The organism is Amphibacillus sp. Q70, assembly GCF_052055485.1.
In the GTDB taxonomy this organism is placed as follows: domain Bacteria; phylum Bacillota; class Bacilli; order Bacillales; family Amphibacillaceae; genus Amphibacillus.
Window position 1 is genome coordinate 1,586,533 of the sequence record NZ_CP197171.1, and the last position, 21,072, is coordinate 1,607,604.

At 37.3% G+C, this 21,072-nt stretch carries 12 protein-coding genes; 10 read left to right on the forward strand and 2 right to left on the reverse strand.

Annotated features, from left to right (window positions below; translation table 11 throughout):
* Positions 1 to 67: 67 nt before the first annotated feature.
* Positions 68 to 2,503, forward strand: coding sequence for a glycyl radical protein (locus ACS127_RS07130; RefSeq protein ID WP_440897730.1), 2,436 nt, complete (start codon positions 68 to 70; stop codon positions 2,501 to 2,503).
* Between the two features lie 66 nt (positions 2,504 to 2,569).
* Positions 2,570 to 3,250 carry a fructose-6-phosphate aldolase gene (locus tag ACS127_RS07135; protein WP_440897731.1) on the forward strand — a complete coding sequence of 227 codons (681 nt, stop codon included), beginning with the start codon at positions 2,570 to 2,572 and terminating at the stop codon, positions 3,248 to 3,250.
* An 89-nt stretch (positions 3,251 to 3,339) separates the two neighbouring features.
* Here the strand turns inward: ACS127_RS07135 and ACS127_RS07140 are convergent, their stop codons facing one another.
* On the reverse strand, positions 3,340 to 5,568 hold the full coding sequence (locus tag ACS127_RS07140) for an alpha-galactosidase (protein ID WP_440897732.1): 2,229 nt from the start codon (positions 5,566 to 5,568) through the stop codon (positions 3,340 to 3,342).
* A 223-nt stretch (positions 5,569 to 5,791) separates the two neighbouring features.
* On the opposite strand from ACS127_RS07140, the gene ACS127_RS07145 reads away from it, so the two are divergent.
* The 8 genes from ACS127_RS07145 (at position 5,792) to ACS127_RS07180 (ending at position 19,310) form a co-directional block, all read left to right on the forward strand.
* The gene (locus tag ACS127_RS07145; RefSeq protein WP_440897733.1) at positions 5,792 to 7,585 is read left to right on the forward strand and encodes an ABC transporter ATP-binding protein; all 1,794 of its coding nucleotides are present in this window, start codon (positions 5,792 to 5,794) and stop codon (positions 7,583 to 7,585) included.
* Between the two features lie 46 nt (positions 7,586 to 7,631).
* Entirely contained in the window at positions 7,632 to 10,145 is a 2,514-nt protein-coding gene (locus tag ACS127_RS07150; protein ID WP_440897734.1) for a beta-mannosidase, read from the forward strand.
* 892 nt (positions 10,146 to 11,037) lie between these two features.
* Positions 11,038 to 12,117 (forward strand): 3-phosphoserine/phosphohydroxythreonine transaminase, encoded by a 1,080-nt coding sequence (serC, locus tag ACS127_RS07155; protein WP_440897735.1) that lies wholly within the window; start codon positions 11,038 to 11,040, stop codon positions 12,115 to 12,117.
* A 1,300-nt stretch (positions 12,118 to 13,417) separates the two neighbouring features.
* On the forward strand, positions 13,418 to 14,251 hold the full coding sequence (locus ACS127_RS07160) for an aminoglycoside 6-adenylyltransferase (RefSeq protein WP_440897736.1): 834 nt from the start codon (positions 13,418 to 13,420) through the stop codon (positions 14,249 to 14,251).
* A gap of 88 nt (positions 14,252 to 14,339) precedes the next feature.
* Positions 14,340 to 15,158: an SAM-dependent methyltransferase gene (locus ACS127_RS07165; protein WP_440897737.1), complete on the forward strand. Its 819-nt coding sequence runs from the start codon at positions 14,340 to 14,342 to the stop codon at positions 15,156 to 15,158.
* 357 nt (positions 15,159 to 15,515) lie between these two features.
* Positions 15,516 to 16,667: an IS200/IS605 family element RNA-guided endonuclease TnpB gene (gene tnpB, locus ACS127_RS07170; RefSeq protein WP_440897738.1), complete on the forward strand. Its 1,152-nt coding sequence runs from the start codon at positions 15,516 to 15,518 to the stop codon at positions 16,665 to 16,667.
* A gap of 799 nt (positions 16,668 to 17,466) precedes the next feature.
* Positions 17,467 to 18,450: a tRNA dihydrouridine synthase gene (locus ACS127_RS07175; RefSeq protein WP_440897739.1), complete on the forward strand. Its 984-nt coding sequence runs from the start codon at positions 17,467 to 17,469 to the stop codon at positions 18,448 to 18,450.
* A gap of 419 nt (positions 18,451 to 18,869) precedes the next feature.
* Positions 18,870 to 19,310 (forward strand): YtoQ family protein, encoded by a 441-nt coding sequence (locus tag ACS127_RS07180; RefSeq protein WP_440897740.1) that lies wholly within the window; start codon positions 18,870 to 18,872, stop codon positions 19,308 to 19,310.
* Positions 19,311 to 19,878: 568 nt separating this feature from the next.
* On the opposite strand, the gene ACS127_RS07185 is transcribed toward ACS127_RS07180, so the two are convergent.
* Positions 19,879 to 20,898: a LacI family DNA-binding transcriptional regulator gene (locus ACS127_RS07185; RefSeq protein WP_440897741.1), complete on the reverse strand. Its 1,020-nt coding sequence runs from the start codon at positions 20,896 to 20,898 to the stop codon at positions 19,879 to 19,881.
* Positions 20,899 to 21,072 lie beyond the last annotated feature (174 nt).

A 21,072-nucleotide genomic window follows, 5' to 3' on the forward strand; every position in this document is an offset into this window, starting at 1 on the left:
AAATTTCATGCTATATTAATTTCGAAAGAAAGTTAAATAAGTTTCAATTGAAGGAGAGGGGAAAGGTATGAGTCAATTGCAAGAGCAAGTGAAAACAAGCCAACCTCATTTTGGCAGTTTAACAGATCGTATGAATCAATATCGTGAATCAGTCCTAAATAAGAAACCCTATATTTGTGCCGAACGCGCTTTATTAGTAACTGAAACTTTCAAAAAGTATCAAAATCAACCGAATGTAATGAAACGAGCATTGATGTTGCAAAATATTCTGGAAAAAATGTCTATTTATATTGAAGATAAAACAATGATTGTAGGAAATCAAGCGGCTTCGAATAAAGATGCCCCTATTTTTCCGGAATACACATTAGAGTTTGTTGTAAACGAATTAGATTTATTTGAAAAACGAGATGGCGATGTTTTCTATATTACGGAAGAAACTAAAGAGGATTTACGTTCAATTGCTCCCTTTTGGGAGAATAATAATTTAAGAGCAAAAGCTGGTGTTTTACTGCCTGATGAAGTGCAGGTATTCATGGAAACCGGATTTTTCGGAATGGAAGGTAAAATGAATTCTGGAGATGCACATTTGGCAGTTGACTACAAGCAAATGTTAGAAGTTGGTTTAAAAGGATACAGGAAACGGGTTCTAAAGGAAAAGGCTAATTTAGACTTAACGAATCCAGAAAGTATCGACAAATATCATTTTTATAATGCAGTATTGATTGTGATTGATGCAGTAAAAACCTATGCAGAACGTTTTTCTGCTTTAGCCAAAGAAAAAGCAGAAACAGCCGATCCAAAGCGACAAACAGAGCTATTAGAAATTAGTCGTATTTGTGCTAAAGTTCCTTATGAACCAGCAGAAACCTTTGCAGAAGCTGTTCAAGCAGTATGGTTTATTCAATTGATCTTACAAATTGAATCAAATGGACATTCATTGTCATACGGTCGCTTTGATCAATATATGTATCCATATTTAAAAATGGACCTAGAAAAAGGAATGACGACTGAAGACCAAGCTGTGGAATTATTGACGAATTTATGGATTAAAACACTGACTATTAATAAAGTTCGTAGTCAAGCACATACGTATAGTAGTGCAGGGAGCCCGCTTTATCAAAATGTAACAATTGGCGGACAAACCAGAGATAAAAAGGATGCTGTCAATACATTATCTTATCTCGTTTTACGAAGTGTAGCTCAAACTAAATTACCTCAGCCAAATTTAACTGTACGCTATCATTCAGGATTAGATAAAAGGTTCATGAATGAATGTATTGAAGTCATGAAACTAGGGTTTGGCATGCCCGCTTTCAATAACGATGAAATCATTATTCCTTCATTTATAAATGTTGGCGTTGATGATGAGGATGCCTATGATTATAGTGCGATTGGTTGTGTAGAAACAGCTGTCCCAGGTAAGTGGGGCTATCGTTGTACGGGAATGAGTTATATGAATTTCCCTAAAATTTTATTAATTACAATGAATGATGGAATTGATCCGGTCTCAGGCAAACGATTTGTTAAAGGTTATGGACATTTTAAAGACATGAAGTCATTTGAGGAGCTTCAAGACGCATGGGATAAAACAGTTCGTGAATTAACTCGTATGAGTGTGATAGTTGAAAATGCAATTGATCTTGGTCTTGAGAGAGAAGTTCCGGATATTCTGTGTTCTGCACTAACTGAAGATTGTATTGGTCGAGGAAAAACAATCAAAGAAGGTGGAGCGCTCTATGATTACATTTCCGGTTTGCAAGTAGGAATTGCTAACTTGGCAGATTCATTAGCTGCTATCAAACAGTTAGTTTTTGAACAAGAAAAAGTCACACAAGAGGAACTTTGGGAAGCATTAATGACTGATTATGCGAGTGAACGCAGTAAAGAGATTCAAGAAATGATTATTCATGACGTTCCTAAGTATGGTAATGATGAGGATTATGCAGATCAATTAGTTACAAAAGCTTATGATAGCTACATTGACGAAATTAGAAAATATCCTAATACACGTTATGGTCGTGGTCCTATTGGTGGAATTCGATATTCAGGAACCTCGTCAATTTCTGCAAATGTAGGTCAAGGACGGGGCACTATGGCTACTCCAGATGGTCGTAATGCATGGGTACCTCTAGCAGAGGGCTGCTCGCCATCGCATAATATGGATAAAAAAGGTCCAACATCTGTATTGAAATCTGTATCCAAGTTACCAACGGAGGAAATCCTCGGGGGTGTATTACTAAATCAAAAGGTAAACCCTCAGACATTAACAAAAGAAGAAGATAAACAAAAGCTTATTATGTTACTTCGAACCTTCTTTAACAAATTACGTGGATATCATATCCAATATAATGTTGTTTCTAGAGAAACACTAATTGAGGCCCAAAAACATCCAGAAAAACATCGTGACTTGATTGTACGCGTAGCTGGATATTCAGCGTTCTTCAATGTATTATCAAAAGCTACTCAAGATGATATTATTGAACGCACTGAACACGTTTTATAAAACGAAACTTCAAGGGATAGAACGGGAGCGGTCCTGTTCTATCTCTAATAGTAAGGGGAAGAGGAAATGGAATTTTTATTGGATACAGTAAATTTAGAAGAAATCAGAAAATATACAGAAATTATTCCACTTGCTGGTGTAACTTCTAACCCCTCAATTGTAAAAAACGAGGGAAAAATTGATTTTTTTGAACATATGAAACAAATTCGTCTTATTATTGGTCAAGAGAAAACATTACATGTACAAGTAGTCGCAACAAACTATGAAGGAATGTTGAAGGATGCGGAAGCCATTTTAGAGAAAATTGATTCAGAAGTATTTATCAAAGTTCCGGTGAGTCAAGTAGGCTTAAAAGTGATCAAGGAACTAAAACAAAAAGATATCAATGTTACCGCAACAGCTATATATACTAAATTTCAAGCTTATCTAGCTATAGCTGCTGGAGCAGATTATATTGCCCCATACTTTAATCGGATGGAAAATCTAAATATTGAACCGAGAGAAGTATTACAAGAATTGAACAATGAAATTAAACAAACCAAAAGTGACACAAAAATTCTAGCCGCAAGTTTCAAAAACGTTGGGCAGGTCAATGCTGCATTAGAGGCTGGAGCGCAAGCAGCAACGATGGGGGCTAATATCATTCAGCAAGCCTTTGCAATGCCATCGATTGAGAAGGCAGTACTCGATTTCACAACTGATTGGGAATCCATTTTTGGTAAGGAAACAATGATTTATAACTTATAATAAAACTGAACAAAGTAAAAGACCTCTTGCAGATAGCCACTAGGCTCTGTGAGAGGTCTTTTATATCTATATTAAAAGGGGGTAACAGATTAAATTGTCTTTAAGACAAATACTTTAGAGTTATAATCACCTGGTTTTTCCTGTGACCAATATTCATCGGCACGGTCAGTGAAGTTATCAGCTAGGATCATTCCAATATTCATTAATTCATCGCCATAATAGGTTTTATCAGTTCCTTCAATGGCATAACATTGATTTGGATTTAGCCCTGTTAACTTGATCCGTTTATAACGCTCATTTGGTCTAGCTAACACTTGATAATAACCAACGATTGCTTCACTTTGATCATTTGCGACGACCATCCAAGCTGTTTCGTTCGATTCAAATGGATTCAATAAGCGATGAAATGTTCCTTTTTGGATCAATTCGCGTCTTTCTTTGAAAAAGGTGGTCTGCTGTTTAACGATAGTTTTTTCAGCATCAGTTAATTGAGTAATATCTAGTTCATAACCGAATGTGCCGAAATATGCGACATTTGCGCGTGTTTCAATCGGTGCCATTCGTCCGACTTGGTGATTCGGGATGGCAGAAACGTGACTGCCGATTGAGCTTAGCGGGTAAGCCATTGAAATTCCATATTGGATTTTTAGCCGTTCAACAGCGTCGGTGTTATCACTAGTCCATGTTTGTGGCGCATAATAGAGCATTCCTGGATCAAAACGACCTCCACCACCAGCGCAAGATTCGAACAGGATTTTAGGATATTTCTTGATCAGCCGTTCATAAAGTGAATAAACACCCAGAATATAACGGTGGAAAACTTCACCTTGTTGATCTGGGGGCAGAACTTTTGAGTATACCTCGGTCATAAAGCGATTCATATCCCATTTAATATAAGAGATTTTAGCATCACGCATGATGTTGTCCATCAGCCGATAGACATGATTAACAACTTCTTGACGAGAAAAATCCAAAATATATTGGTTGCGACCATGGGAAGGTTCTCGATTAGGCGAAGCAATCAGCCAATCGGGATGCTCTTCAAACAATTTCGTTCCTTTACTAACCATTTCTGGTTCAAACCATAAGCCGAATTGCATGCCAAGGTCTTCAATTTTTTCTGATAGTCCTTTGATTCCATTCGGTAATTTGTTTTTATTTTCGAACCAATCCCCTAATGATGATGAGTCATCATGGCGTTCACCAAACCATCCGTCATCAAGGACAAACAACTCAACACCAAGGTCTTTAGCAGTTGCAGCTATTTCAAGAACTTTCTCTTCATTAAAATCAAAGTAGGTTGCTTCCCAATTGTTGATTAAAATGGGCCGGGCTCGATCACGCCAATAACCACGTGCTAAACGTTCACGATAAAGTGAATGATAAGCTTGACTCATTCCATTTAGCCCCTTGTCAGAAAAGACCATGATAGCCTCGGGTGTTTGAAAAGATTGATTAGGAGTGAGTTTCCATGAGAAGCGGAATGGGTTAATCCCGATCATGACTCGACTAACACCATATGTATCGACCTCAACTTGACCTAGGAAGTTCCCACTGTATATGAGACTAAATCCATAGACCTCACCCGTATGTTCAGTCGTTTCCGGACGTTTTAAAGCAAAAAAGGGGTTATGAACATGACTGCTGGCTCCCTGTGTACTCGAGATGGATTGGATGCCTGTTGCTAGCTGGTTAACTTCAACATGTGTTTCACGTGCCCAAGCTCCATTTAATTGGAGGAGTTCAAATTGGTCTGAGGCTAGGTCAACACTTGCACTCATCGCATTTTCAATTTGATAGTCTTGATCTGAATCGTTAATAAATCTAGCATGTCTTGTGATGACTGGGCGATTAGCAAAAATGGTATAAGCCAATACCAGCCTTAAGTTAAGGACAGGGTCTTTTAAAGTGATTAGAAGTGTATCTGCTTCTTGATCTGATTCAACATAAGTTGCAGGTAAACCAGGTAAGTATGGCTTCCCTTTTTGGATTTCATAATGATCATACTGAAAAGTGGTCACATGACTTCCTTGTTTATTCGTAACTGCATGGGCTGGGTAGCGGAAATCAGTGGTCCCATAGCTTGGATATTCTTGTTTAATATGTTCAAGTGACGATGTATGATCGCCTTCAAACATGTTGCTTGATGGGCGAACTTCTCGTTCAATTAAATGAGCGAAAGAACTACGATGAGTAATCTTCTTCCCGTAGTAAAGCTGCTCTAACTGTTTGCTTTTTTCTAGCACTCGAAATACATAACTTATGGTATTGTTTTGCAAATGAAACTCTTGATTTGCTTCATTTATTAAAATTGTCATTCTGGTCACCTCTTGTAATTAAGTTATCGATAAGTTATTATTAATCAACGATAACATATTTCTAATGAAAACGCTATATTTTATTATATAACATAACTTATAAGGATAATGTAATCATTTGAAAAATAATTAGACATTCGAATATAACCGTTATATAGTTGATATTAACGTTTATTTAATTAACTTATTAAGCTAATTAAAATAAAGAAGAAAGGAGATTAATATGGGTAAGAGGGGAATCTCTTTAGATTTAGAAAAACGATTTGAAGAAAGTACAGACATTAAAGGTCGTGCCTTTAAAATTTTAAAAATGCTCTATTCAGGACATTTCTTGAGATTATTTATTTCATTTATATTTTTTCTATTAAAACACTCACCCGTTTGGATTTTACCAATTGTCACTGCGAATTTAATCAATTTTGTCACGAATCCCGATCAATATGACAATCATTATGTCTGGCTTAATATCATTGTTTTAATTGTTGTTATTTTGCAAAATTTACCGTCTCAAATGTTACATATTAGTTTTATGTCCAAGGCCATTCGTCATGTTGAGGCTGGATTAAGAAGTACATTAATTCGAAAGCTGCAACATTTGTCAATTTCATATCATAGTGAATTGCAATCTGGACGTTTACAGGCCAAAGTTCTCCGAGATGTAGAAATGATTGAAATGATGTCAAAACAGATTATGCTAGGTGTTTTGCCAGCATTGATGAATATTATTGTTGCGATTGCGATTACAGCTTCACGCAGTCTAACCGTCGTTTCATTTTATTTAATTGCCATTCCGATTTCGGTGATCCTAGTATACTTCTTTCGGGGAAAATTAAGCAGTAAAAACCGGGAATTTAGACAACAAGTGGAGGAAATGTCTGGTCAGGTAGCCGAAACAGTGGAAATGATCCCAATGACACGTGCGCATGGTTTGGAACAAGTTGAAATCAATAAAATTGATTCTCTTGTTCAAAATGTAAGAGGGAAAGGCTATAAGCTTGATATTTTAGAGGCCTTTTTTGGTGCAACGAACTGGGTAAGTTTTCAACTCTTTCAAGTGCTATGTTTATTATTCACCGTTTATTTAGCTTTTAATGGCTCAATTCCAGTTGGTGATATTGTTTTATATCAAAGTTATTTTACATCCATATTAATGTCGATTTCTGCTGTGATTAATATTTATCCCCAATTAGCTAGAGGATTTGAGTCCATTCATTCGGTTTCAGAGATTTTATTTGCTCAGGATGTACAAGAATATCAAGGGAAACAAAAGATTAAGAAAATTACGGGTCAAATTACCTTTGAGTCAATTTATTTTCACTATCGTGATACGGATCAACATGTGTTAAGTGATTTTAGCTTACATGTTAAGTCGGGCGAATCTATTGCTTTCGTTGGTGAATCAGGAGCAGGAAAATCAACGATTCTGAATTTAATTACTGGTTTTTATCGGCCGACAGAAGGACGAATTCTAGTTGATGATCAGCCAATGGAAGATTTAAATATGCAAAAATATCGTCAACGCTTGGCTGTTGTTCCACAAAATACAATTCTCTTTTCTGGAACCATTCGTGAAAACATTACTTATGGATTAGCTGAAGTGACAGAAGAACAAATTAAAGAAGCGATAGAGATGGCAAATTTAACAAATGTGATGGATGAACTCCCTGAGGGTCTAGACACCAAAATTGGTGAGCATGGGGATCGAATGTCTGGCGGACAACGGCAACGGGTTTCAATTGCTCGGGCTTTCATTCGTAATCCTGACTTAATTATTTTGGATGAAGCAACTTCTGCATTAGACAATCAATCAGAACAGTTAATTCAACAATCGATGAGCCAATTGAGAAAAGGAAAAACAACCTTTATTGTTGCTCATCGATTATCGACGATTCGCGATGTTGATCGAATCGTTGTGATGAAAAAGGGTCGTTGTGTTGAAGTAGGCAGTTACCAAGAATTAATTGCTGCAAAAGGTGAATTTTACCGAATGAAACATGCAACCAAGGAAAGTGACTAAAAGGACTTATTCGCTTATTAAAATAATTAACTTGAGGTGATAAATAATGAAAAAAATAAAACTGACCATTCAAGATTGGCAATTCAGGCAACTGAACGAAGGTGACTGGTTAGAAGCAGTGGTGCCGGGATTTGTTCATACTGATTTAAGAACCCATGGGTTGATCGATGACCCGTTTTACGGTACGAATGAAAGAGACCAGCAGTGGATTGATAAGCAAGAATGGGAGTATCAATCGACTTTTTCTGTTGATCAAAATTTACTCAAACAAGACAGAATTGAACTTATTTTTCATGGCTTGGATACGTATGCGACTGTGTATTTAAATAATGAAATTATACTAGAAACAGAGAATATGTTTCGAGTTTATCGTAAAGAGGTTAAGTCACTTTTAACAGAAGGAGAAAATCAGCTCCGTATTCATTTCAAATCACCTGTTGATGTTGATTTACCTAAATTAAAAGCACTTGGTTACGGCTTGCCGGCTGCGAATGATGATTCAGAAATGGGGGAATTAGGAGACCATCAAATCAGTATTTTTGCTCGGAAGGCACCTTATCACTATGGTTGGGATTGGGGGCCACGTTTTGTCACAAGTGGGATTTGGCGCAATGTTGAATTAGTGGCTTGGTTTGAAATCAATATCGATGATTTTTACCTTAATCAACGATCAGTTTCAAACGAAAAAGCTGAATTAACGGCAGAGCTTGAAGTGGAGAGTGTCTCTAACTGGCAGGGTGAGCTTCAGATTACAACAGGTGAGCTGTCTTGGCGCAAAAATGTCCAGCTTAAAGCCGGAAAGAATAAAGTAACACTTGAACTAGCTATCGATCAGCCTAAATTATGGTGGAGTAGAGGTTTGGGTGACCCCAATCAATATACGTTTGTGGCAGAGTTTAAGCAAGCAGATCAGTTATTTGCCGAAAGAATGATAACGACTGGACTAAGATCTGTTCGACTTGTCCGTGATCGCGATCAAGCGGGCACTTCATTTTACTTCGAATTAAATGGTGTCCCTGTATTTGCAAAAGGAGCTAACCACATTCCGAATGATAGCTTTGTAACCGAGGTTACGGAAGAGCGTTATCACTATGAAATTGAAAGCGCCGTAGCAGCTAATATGAACATGCTTCGTGTTTGGGGTGGCGGTATTTATGAACCTGAAATTTTCTATCGTCTTTGTGATGAGCATGGCATAATGGTTTGGCAGGACTTTATGTTTGCTTGTAGTATGTATCCTGGAGACCAAGCCTTTTTAGCAAACGTTGAGCAGGAAGCAAAAGATAATGTGAAACGACTTCGGAGTCATCCATCAATTGTGCTTTGGTGTGGCAATAATGAAATTGATTCAGCTTGGGCGCATTTTAATGAACAGGCTGGCTGGGGTTGGAAGAATGATTATGACCACCAGATACGTGAAAAGCTATGGGCAGATTACCAAACGATTTTTGATCAAATTTTAGCGGATGTGACAACAGAGTATGCCCCGAATGAACCTTATTGGCCCTCATCACCACTAGCTGACTTGACTGGAGATATTCACCAGCATGCAACAGGAGTAGGTGGAAGTGGCGATGTCCACTATTGGGATGTCTGGCATGGCAAGAAACCATTCGAGGACTATCATACACATGTTGGACGCTTCATGAGTGAATATGGTTTTCAATCCTTCCCAGAATTAAGGACAGTTGAGACGTTTGCCGAAGAGGCAGACTATGCAATTGAATCGAAAGTCATGCTGCACCATCAAAAAAATGGAGCTGGAAATCAATTGATTAAAACATATATGGATCGATATTTACCAGAGCCAAAAGATTTCCCAGCATTTCTTTACATGAGTCAAGTTCTCCAAGCAGAAGGCATTAAACAAGCGATTGAGGCACATCGACGTAGAATGCCTTATTGTATGGGAACGTTATATTGGCAAATCAATGATTGCTGGCCAGTAGCTTCATGGTCAAGTATCGATTACTATGGACGCTGGAAGGCACTTCACTATTATGCTAAAGCAGCTTTTAAAGATGAAATGTTATCTTTTCAACAAACAGAGAATCAGCTAGACGTTTATGTAGTGACAGATAAATTAGTCAAGAAAACGGCTAAGCTAAAACTGACACTCCAAAACTTAACGGGTGACATTTTACATGAAGAATTGGCAGCTATTGAAATCAAACCAAATCAAAGTATGATTGTCAAGACAATTGCCATTGACCGTTTAACTCAAGATTATGATCAAGCAAGTCTTGTTATGGTGGGTGAACTAACGATTGAAAAAGAGTTAGTGGATCGTAAGAGACATTATTTTGTTCCGACAAAAGCTTTGCCACTTCCAGAACCCAAAGTAACGATCAAACAACTAGATTCATATGGACAATTTGAAATATCGACCGATCAGTTTGCCAAGAGCATTTGGTTAGATACAGAAGAAACAGGATATTTTAGCGATAACTACTTTGATCTCTTACCGGGGGAAAGGAAGTTTGTTCAATTTATTCCGAGAGATGACAAACTCAAGCCAGATATGAATATTCAAGCTAAATCAATGAGTGATATGATCTAATGTAGAAGAGGCTATTGCAAAATGTATGGTGTACATCTTGTGATAGCTTTTTTTGTATTAATTGCTCTATAGCACGGTCATTCAACTATCAAAAATTATTTATGAGAACATCGGAGCTAGGTAATCTTTTTCATTTAAGCCTACCTTCCATCTAGACAAGATGAGTAGAGCACTTCTATCATGCACTTGATATGATATCTCAAGTCAAAATGTCGGATAGAGCATCTCTATATCCCATTTTAAATAAAACTCCAGGTCAAAATGTCGAATAGAGTGCATCTATCACGCATTTTAAACAAAAGTCCAGAACAAAATGTAGGATAGAGTGCTTCTATCCTACGTTTCAAAAGAAATCACAAACCAAAATGTTGAATAGAACACTTCTATCACGCATTTTAAACGAAATCACAAACCAAAATGTCAGATAGATCCCTTCTATTCCGTGTTTTATTCGTATTTCCAAGTTGAAAAGTTGAATAGAATGTTTCATTCTCATTTTTAAGACTTGCATTTGAGAGCTCGATGGCAATAATGAAAAAAATATGCAATATGAAAACGTGGTATTGATTTTATAACGGTACTGGACTTTTTAGGATAGGTTAACTTGCTGTAAGATCTCTTTCAAAAATACAAATTGAGAAATGGCGGGTTGGTAAAAATGTTTGCATAGAGTGCTGTAGTTAATTAAGTTTTTGAGCGTATCTGATAGCTCTAATACCAATCCTGTTAAGAGAAGCTTCTAAGCATTCCCAACTTCATTTTAGGGAATCTTAATTTAATTGTTGCAATTTTCACAATATTTACATTGAAAAGTAATATAAAAATTGATAAACTTAGTCACAATAAGAATTGCTAATCGAAATGAAAATAAAGCAGATAGGTGTGATATAAGATGGGACCCGTTTATAATTTTTCAGCTGGACCGGCTATGTTACCAAAGAGTGTGTTGAAAAAAGCACAAGAAGAATTGTTAGATTTCAAAGGTTCGGGTATGTCTGTGATGGAGTTAAGTCATCGCTCGAAATGGTTTATGGATGTTTTAGAGCAGGCTGAAGAAAGTTTAAGAGCGTTAATGAATATTCCGGATAATTACAAGGTACTCTTTTTACAAGGTGGGGCTTCACAGCAATTTGCAATGGTACCCATGAATTTATTAGTAAATAGTAGAAAAGCAGATTATGTTTTAACTGGATCATGGTCAAAAAAAGCTTTCAAAGAAGCTAAAGCATTTGGAGAGGTTCGGATAGTAGGAGAAGACACGATTAATCATATCCCGACACTAACGAAGGAGATGTTTGATCCAGAAGCCGATTATGTTCATATTACAACGAACAATACAATTGAAGGGACTGTTTTTGCTGAATTGCCTGACACTGGCGATGTGCCTTTAGTTGCGGATATGTCCTCTAATATCTTATCGATGCCGATTGATGTGACTAAGTTTGGTATTATCTATGCAGGGGCACAAAAGAACATCGGTCCTGCAGGTTTAACCATTGTGATTATTCGAGACGATTTAATCGGTTTAGCGTCAGATTCTGTTCCAACTATGTTTGATTATAAGACACATTCCGAGAATAAATCTGTCTTTAATACACCGCCAACCTTCTCAATCTACATGGCAAAACTTGTTTTTGATTGGTTGCAAGAACTTGGTGGTTTAGAGGCCATGGAACGAATCAATCGAGAAAAAGCAGCCCTTCTTTATCAGACCCTTGATCAATCAAAGCTGTTCAAAGCACCGATTGCAGGCAAGGATCGCTCTTTAATGAATGTCCCTTTTGTGACGATAAATGGCGACAAAGAGCTTGAAGCTAAATTTATCAATCAAGCAAAAGAGAGAGGTTTAGAAACATTAAAAGGTCATCGTTCTGTTGGTGGTATGCGCGCAAGTATTTATAATGCCATGCCATTGGAAGGTGTTGCAGCTTTAGTAGATTTTATTAAGGAATTTGAACAGGAAAATAGTTAAACTTTTATTAATATATAGAACGGAAGTTGGGGCTGTTGCAAATGACAGCTCCTTTTAATGTTTATACTTGGAACTAGGCGGGAGGCTCACAGTTAGCAATGTTGTCAGGTTAAGCAAAGTAATCGATCAAGAGGGTGGAACAAAAAAGATTTATTCATGAACAAACAGAATATGGATATAGAGGGTCCTCCTCCACAGATGAGATATGTCCCGCTTTCCTCGAAAATATAGAGCGATTTTCTTCATGCGATGTATCGCTGCCGAAGCATTCCTTGTCCTGTGGGTATGGAGGCCTATAGGATGTAGGTCATGCAAGTGTCGCCACATGATGTGGCGGTCTTAACTTGACTCCCCAAACTTTTCCAATCAAAGACCACTTGGCAAAGTGGATTTCAATCTCATCCTCGAAAATAAAAATCAATTTTCTTCGTGTGATGGATTGCTGACGGAGCCTTCCTTGTGCTTTTCCCACGGGAGTCTGCGCATAGCTCATCTGCTAAGGAGATGCTTTCCTCTCGATAGTTGTGACTTGATCATTTTTTAATGGGCCTTTTCATCTAACTTTTTCCATAATTAATAGGGGTTATTACTCTAAGTAGATATCAGCAACAGCTGAGATGAACATTCACTAGAAAGGGTGTGATCCCTTGTTTTTTGAATGACTGAACACGCTCCATTTTGCATGAGAAAGTAGATAATAAAAAAATTGAGACAAAAAACGAGTAGGCCATTCAGAAATTGAACCTTATGTAACCAGAGCGTAGGAAATAGACGTAGACTCCTCGAAAATAAAAGGCCATTTTCTTCGTGCGATGTCTCGCTGACGTAGCTTTCCTTGTCCTGTGGGAAAGCTTAGTGTGAAGACCCCGCAGAAAAAGTGTACTTCTTTTTCGAGGAGGCTAAGGACAAGCCCACGGAAAGCGAAGTTTATTTCCGAAGCGATCGTACTAACCTGACAACATTGTTACAGTTAATCGTTTCATATCATTAGCCTATACTTAAATACCCAGTTAGAATAATAATCATTATTACTCTTATAGGGGAAGAAAACTTTTTCACAACATAAAATGATTGTTACACGCATCATTTTTTTTTAATTGTGCAATAGCCTCGTTTTTTAGCTGCTGAGTCATTTTTGTTTCAGACAACTTTGAACTTTGTTATCGGAAATGTCATGCCTAAACTGATGGACCAAATTAGTTCAAGAAGAGATGAACTATAATATTGTGATGTGGTATAATTAGACCCAATATTTAGAACGTTATCATTTATAAAACAAAAGGAGTGGAGAAAGCTATGTGTGGGATTAGAAGTTAAGCATAAGGATAGAGATTTAGCCATACCAAAGTATCGTGAAAATCTATTGAGTGCCATTGAGCAAGATTTATTAAATGATGAAAACATTTTAAGTGTGTTTTATGGCGGTTCAATAGGAAATAAGAACACTGATTTATATTCGGATATTGATCTTCGCATCGTTGTTAAAGATGAGGTATTTGAAGAGTACAGACTAAATAAAAAAGAGAGAGCTAAAAATTGGGGAGACGTATTGTTTTTCGAAGACTTTCCTTGGGCACCGTATAGTATTGCTCATTACGATACGTTTATTAAAGTTGATATATTTTATTATAAAGTTAATGATATTCAACCTTCCGTTTGGTTGCAAAATATTAAAATCGTTCGTGATACAAATTATTTAATGAAAAATATTTTAGAAAAATCAGCGAAGCTATCCTATTCACCAGATGTACAAGAAGTTGAAATTTGGAGAACAAAGTTTTTGGCGTATGTACATGAAGCTTATCGAAGGATAATGAGGAAGGAAATATACTATGCTTTGCATTGCCTTGATAATTTGCGGTTATCGATGGTCACTGGTTGGTATATGGATGCAGGCTTCCAACCCAATACATTTGGAGATTGGGCTAAATTAGAAGGTAGCAGAAGTAAATTACTTGAATGGCAACTTAATCATCTTGAAGAATGGCATAGTAGTCGAGCACCTGATGACATTTTTAAAGTAATAAAGAGCATCATACCGGAGTTTTTGAATGTCCATAAGCGTTTGTGTGAAAAGTTAGCAATAGACGAAAACCCTAAACGGATTGAAAGAATACTAAGTATGGTACTTTAAATAATATGACAAGTCTTGCAAATTTAAGATGAACGCAAACAAGTCAATGCAACCATTCAAAGGAAGTTAGTCATTGGAGGGGGAGACAATGGTTGATTTAAATAGCAAAGCAATAGCATTTTTGGCTAAATATAAGTTGTTTAAAACGGATGAAATACAGCAAGTTCAACTTCAACACCGTTTAGATTTGGTGGAAAAATTTGATGTTAAAAAGGGAATGCGGGTACTAGAAATTGGTTGTGGACAAGGTGATACAACCGTAGCATTAGCAGATGCAGTAGGAGAGGCTGGAAAAGTTATCGGCATTGATATTGCCAGTCGGGATTATGGAGCGCCACTGACATTGGGGCAAGCAACAGATAGAATTAAGCATTCTGCCTTAGGTGAGCGTATCATCTTCCATTTTGACATGGATTTTGAATCCTTTGAATCAAATGAATTATTTGATTTAGTCGTGTTTTCTCATAGTTCTTGGTATTTCAAAAGACCGGAAGATTTACTCCGTTATTTTAAGAGATTACGTCACATGACAAAATCGATAGCTTTTGCAGAATGGGATCTTGACTTCGCTCACATATCGCAGCGTGCTCATTTTTGTGCTGCTTCCATTCTAGCGTTATATTCGAGTTTTGTGAAAAATGATGGTAATATACAAAACTTGTTTCATAAAGAACAGATTCGAGCATTGCTTGAAAAGGCAGGTTTTCAAAATATAGAACAAGCGATGGTTAATGCCACCTATTTACAAGATGGACAATGGGAGAAGAGCTACGCCAATAGTATTCGTGAAGAGTTTGCTAAAGCCCCTACGATGATACAAACTCTAGTCACCAGCTATTATGAAATGATGAATGTGTCGAATGGAAATGAGCAGTCATTAAATAGTTTCATCTTAACCGCAAAGTAATTAGGTGCGTTAAGAAATAGTGCAACTCAAGCCTTAAGTAGTCTTAATTTCTAATAATATCAACGAGTACAAGTGCTGAACAAGAGAATCGTTACTGAATGGAAAAACTCATTAACTTTAGCAGTACTGCTGAAGAAACCCTCGGAAAAATATAGTAGAACGGAAGCTGCAAAGCAACCAAACATACTAATTTGCGAGGGGTTTTTTTATCAGATTTCCGACAGAAGACTCCCACTTCAAGGAACCTGAAGGGCATCGCTCAGTGAGTAAGTGGGAGATGAATGTCGGTTGGCGATAGCCAAAATAGATCTCTTATGATATAATTAGAACATACATTCGCTTAAATGAGGTGTGTTCATGTTAGTCAATAAAGCTTATAAATTCCGTCTCTATCCTAATCCGACACAACAAACACTCATCAACAAAACATTGGGTTGTTCACGGTTTGTTTTCAATCACTTTTTAGCGAAATGGAATAAAGCCTACGAAGAAACAGGCAAAGGCTTAAGTTATCGTGTGTGTTCAAAACAGTTGCCACACTTGAAAAAAGAATATGATTGGCTAAAAGAAGTCGATAGTATTGCCGTTCAATCAAGTATCAAACATCTATCTGAATCCTTTGCGCGCTTCTTTAACAAACAAACGAATGCCCCACGGTTTAAGTCCAAAAGGAATCCGACCCAATCGTACACCACGAAACATACAAACGGAAACATTGCCCTGGTTGGCCATACAATCAAGTTGCCCAAATTAGGACGAGTTAAGTTCGCTAAAAGTCGGGAGGTCGATGGACGCATTCTAAATGCCACGATTAGACGACAGCCTAGTGGCAAATACTTCATCTCTATCCTTGTTGAGACAGAGGTAAAATCACTCCCTCAAACGAAACAATCAACAGGTGTCGATGTAGGTATCAAAGCGTTTGCCACGCTTTCAGATGGGACAACGTACAAGAACCCCAGATGTTTACGCATGCTAGAAAACAAATTAGAAAAAGAACAACGCAAACTGTCCAGACGATATGAACAAGCCAAGCAGGATAGAAAACCTCTTTATGAAGCGAAAAATTATCAAAAACAACGGATCAAGGTCGCTCGTATTCACGAAAAGATTAAAAACGTCAGAACGGATTGCTTGCATAAGGTCAGTACCGAAATTGTCAAAAACCACGACATCATTGGTATTGAGGACTTACAAGTAGCTAACATGCTCAAAAACAAACGATTATCAAAAGCCATTAGTGAAGTCAGCTGGTCGGAATTCCGTACGATGCTTGAATACAAAGCTAAGTGGTACGGAAAGGAAGTCGTAGCCATCGCCAAAAACTTCCCTTCTAGTCAACTTTGTTCGTGTTGCGGCTATCGACATAAAGACGTTAAGAATCTCGCTTTACGCGAGTGGCAATGCCCATCATGCCATATAGCACACGATCGAGATCTTAACGCAAGTAAAAATATTGAAGCTGAAGCCATCAGACTTCTAACTGTCGGTGCGACAGGGATCGCCTAATCAATAATCAACCATTAGGTTGGTGTTCTTAGGAATCTCCCCGTTCAAATTTCATTAGAAATTAAGTGGGAGTAGTTCAATGGATTATAATTTCTTGCTTTCCCGTTCTGTTATCTTTGTGTAATGTGTAGAAGATAAGATTTATGATCGATCTCATCAAATCAGGTCATTTATTAGAGGATCCTTTAAAGGATGAAAGCGAGCTATACATTGCTTAGAATTATTGAGTTTATCTTCATAGCTAGCGATGCTGCGCTCAGAATCATGGAAGAAGAGATATTTTCGCGAAGTGTCTACTTTAGTCATACAATAGTAAGCAAGAGAAGAGACATTTTAAATAGCTTGCAACTTTGAAATGTCCTTCCGTGTTTATCTCGTCTCCCATTCATTTGCTTAGAACTTATTCGAATAGATTCAAGTGTTGCAGTCAGAATGACAATAATTTTCGAGTAGTTCAGCTTTTCCAGTCACATAAAAAGCTGCTACACAACTCATTTTTCATTGTGTAACAGCTCCCTATGTTATTAAGCTGGGTTTAATCCCAGTCACTTTCAATAACCCTATCTCGCAAGACTTTATTATTAAAATTGAAATATCCCACTTTTGAAAATTAGTAGAACCCTAACAAAAAAGTATTTATGAAAATAAAGCATTATTAATTTAACTCTGAATTCCCCTTGATTCAATCAGCTTGATCTATAGTACTTAATCATGGTATAAGTGTAAAGGAAGTAGAGCAGATTCTGCTTTTTATTTTGGGGAATTAGTTATCCCATCATGAGAGGATTGAATTTTGAATATGACAGATAATTTTTGGCGTGATTTACCACGACCATTTTTTGTACTAGCACCAATGGAAGATGTGACGGATATTGTTTTTCGTCATGTCGTAAGTGAAGCGGGCAGACCAGATGTATTTTTTACAGAGTTTACAAACTCAGAGAGTTATTGTCACCCAGAAGGGAATCAAAGTGTGCGTGGACGTTTGACTTTTACCGAGGATGAGCAACCCATTGTTGCACATATATGGGGAGATAAGCCCGAATATTTTCGACAAATGAGTATCGGTATGGCAGAACAAGGATTTAGGGGAATAGATATTAATATGGGCTGTCCCGTAGCTAATGTGGCCGGGAATGGAAAGGGCTGTGGTCTTATTCGTCGACCAGAAGCTGCGGCAGAGCTAATCCAAGCAGCGAAAGCAGGTGGATTGCCTGTAAGTGTAAAAACAAGACTTGGTTACACTGATGTAGATGAATGGCGTGATTGGCTAACACACTTGTTGCAACAAGATATAGCTAATCTTTCTATTCATCTACGAACAAAAAAGGAAATGAGTAATGTAGAGGCACATTGGGAACTAATCCCAGATATTAAGAAGCTTCGTGACCAGGTAGCGCCTAATACGCTTTTGACGATCAATGGGGATATTCCTGACCGGGAAACAGGCTTGAAACTCGCTGACCAATATGAGATTGATGGGATTATGATTGGACGTGGTATATTTAAAAATCCATTTGCTTTTGAAGAGCAGCCAAAAGATCGTAGTAGTATGGAATTGCTTGATCTTTTGAGGTTACATCTAGATCTCTTTGATCAATATTCAGAGTTGGAACCCCGTTTGTTCAAACCTCTTCGGCGTTTTTTTAAGATATATGTTCGAGGTTTTCGAGGAGCGAGTGAGTTAAGAAATCAATTGATGAGTACAGTGTCAACAGATGAAGTACGTACGTTACTTGATAATTTTTCAGAAAATAATTCTGATATGGCTGGTAAGCAATAGCGGTCTCTCCGTTTTGAGAAAACTCACATTGGCTTATTTTAAAGTACACACGGATATGCTGATTTGGTTATTTCCGTGGGATATGAGAAATCTGACAGCGGATACTTTAAATGAAAGTGATAGTTTTTTTGTATTATTATCAATAAAACTTTAGACTTTTAGGAAAAGAGACGTTGGTGTTAAATCAACGTGAACACTGTAAAGTTCATTTGAAATACAATGACAGAATTCTTAGTGAAAGGGTTATTTAGTTTTAATGACTTGATTATTGGGAAGAGTATATGAAAGGGATGTTTAAATAGATGTAAGAATCAAAAAAGCTGATAATAGCTTTTGAACTGTTATCATAAGATAAAGAATTGAAAATGACAGTGATTAGGTTAAAATTTTTCAATTGAATCATCATTAAGGAGGGTACTATGAATTTAACTGTTTATTTAGCTGGACAAATACACGATGATTGGCGAGAAGAGTTAGCAAAGCAAGCAGAAGAACGAAATTTACCGCTGACCTTTGTAGGGCCTCAAACGGATCATGATCGTTCGGATGCAATAGGAGAAGCTATTTTAGGTAAGCAGCCAAGTGCTTTTTATCGCGATGATGCAGCTTCAGCGGTGAATAATTTTAGAACAGAGGTATTGATGAAGAAAGCAGATCTTGTGATTGGCTTATTTGGTGAGAAGTATAAACAGTGGAATACAGCAATGGATATTTCAACAGCAATTACACTTAATAAACCAACCATCATTGTTCGTCCTGAATCATTAATTCATCCGTTGAAGGAGCTTTCTAATAAAGCAAATGTAACGGTTGAAACAATTGAGCAGGCTCTAGATGTTGTCGCTTATATATATGAATAAAATATCTTAATTAAGAAGTCGTTATTTACAAAATAGAGCTAGAAAGCGTATGGTTTTCTAGCTCTATTTTTTTATACTAGGAAATTATAAAAGTTGTACTTGTAGTTAACTATTTGTTGGAAGATAGGTCACATCCAGCTTCGAGTGCCCAGCAACTAGCTCAGGCTTCCCTCAGCTCACGATACGATAAAGAAGACTTGTTGACTGACAAGCCGAAGGCGTAGTCAGAACCATAGCCGCACTTATGCCCGCGGTGAAAGTTAACATCGGCTGGTAAGATAATCAGGGTCGACTAAAATCAGACTTGCCGTCTAACGTCGTCATACCCCTGATGCATTGTAGAAACATGTTCCTTTTTCTCCTGCGCTAGGAATGATCGATTAAAACCGCCACTTTGCGTGGCAACATCGATCCACCCATGATACATAGGCACAGTTCGTATGTTGCTGGACCGGCGCTTTGTGTGTGCCTTTGTTATTACAGAACTTTTCCTCCAGCGGAGATTCAAGAAATATACCAACAATAGGCAAAAGCACTTCGACCAATCGAAGTGCTTTTGTCTAGCTCATTATAATTTTCGGGTTGAGCTTCGATATTTAATAGCATAAGGAACGATAACTCGTTTAGCAGGCTCATCCTTTGTTTTTAAAAGTTCGATTAAGCACTTAGCACTTTGAATGCCAAGTTTGTAAATTTGGATATCAACTGTTGTTAATGGGGGTCTCGTAATCTCTGCTAAGTAAAGATTATTAAAGCTTGTAATTGAAATATCCTCTGGACAATCTAAGCCAAACTCCTCAAGCATATTAATAACACCAAGGCCCATCAAATCATCGGTAATCACCATGGCGGTAGGTGGTTTGCTAAGCGAAAAGAGTTGTTCAACAGCCTTTCGACCACTTGAACGTAAAAATTCATCATGAATAATAAAGTCATCCTTTATTGGAATATTCGCGGCTTCTAGAGCATGCTTGTATCCTTCCAATCGATCCATCGTTACAACGAGGTCAGTCGTTCCACCGAGAAAAGCAATATTTTGATGTCCGAATTCAATTAAGTGTCCAGTGAGTTCTTTACTTGCTTGGACATTGTCATTATCAACATAAGTAATCTGACTCTCATTTTCATAAGGTTTACCGACCACAACAAAGGGGAATTTTTCTTTTATTAAAAAATTCATGATTGGATCGTTTTTTCTTGAATAAAGCATGATAATTCCATCGACGCGATTTCCGTAAACCATTCGTTTAACCTCTTCAAATGATTGAACGTCATCACCGCCAGTAGAAACATATAATGAATATTCTGTTTCATGTGCCATGCTCCCAATTCCACGCAAAACCTCAGGGAAAAAGGGATTTTGTAATGCTGTTTCTGCAGACGAAGGCATTATGACACCGATCGCTTGTGAAGAACGAACGGCTAAATTTCGTGCATTCACATTTGGATGATAACCTAATTCTATCATCGCTTTTCTAACTCGTTTTTTTGTACTTACACTAATTCGAGGACTATCAGAAATAACTCGTGACACAGTTGATGGAGCTACATTTGCTTTTTTAGCAACATCTTTAATAGTAACAGCCATAATACGTTCATCCTTTTTTAGTAATATAACGCATCTTTGTGTAAATCATGATGCTGAAAACGATGCCAATTTTTGCTAAGCTTAACTAACCATTTGAATTAAGAGGGTTCATCTATGCAAACGGTTGACTTTAGCTAAACTATATCTATAAAGTATTATATATGATATTCAATC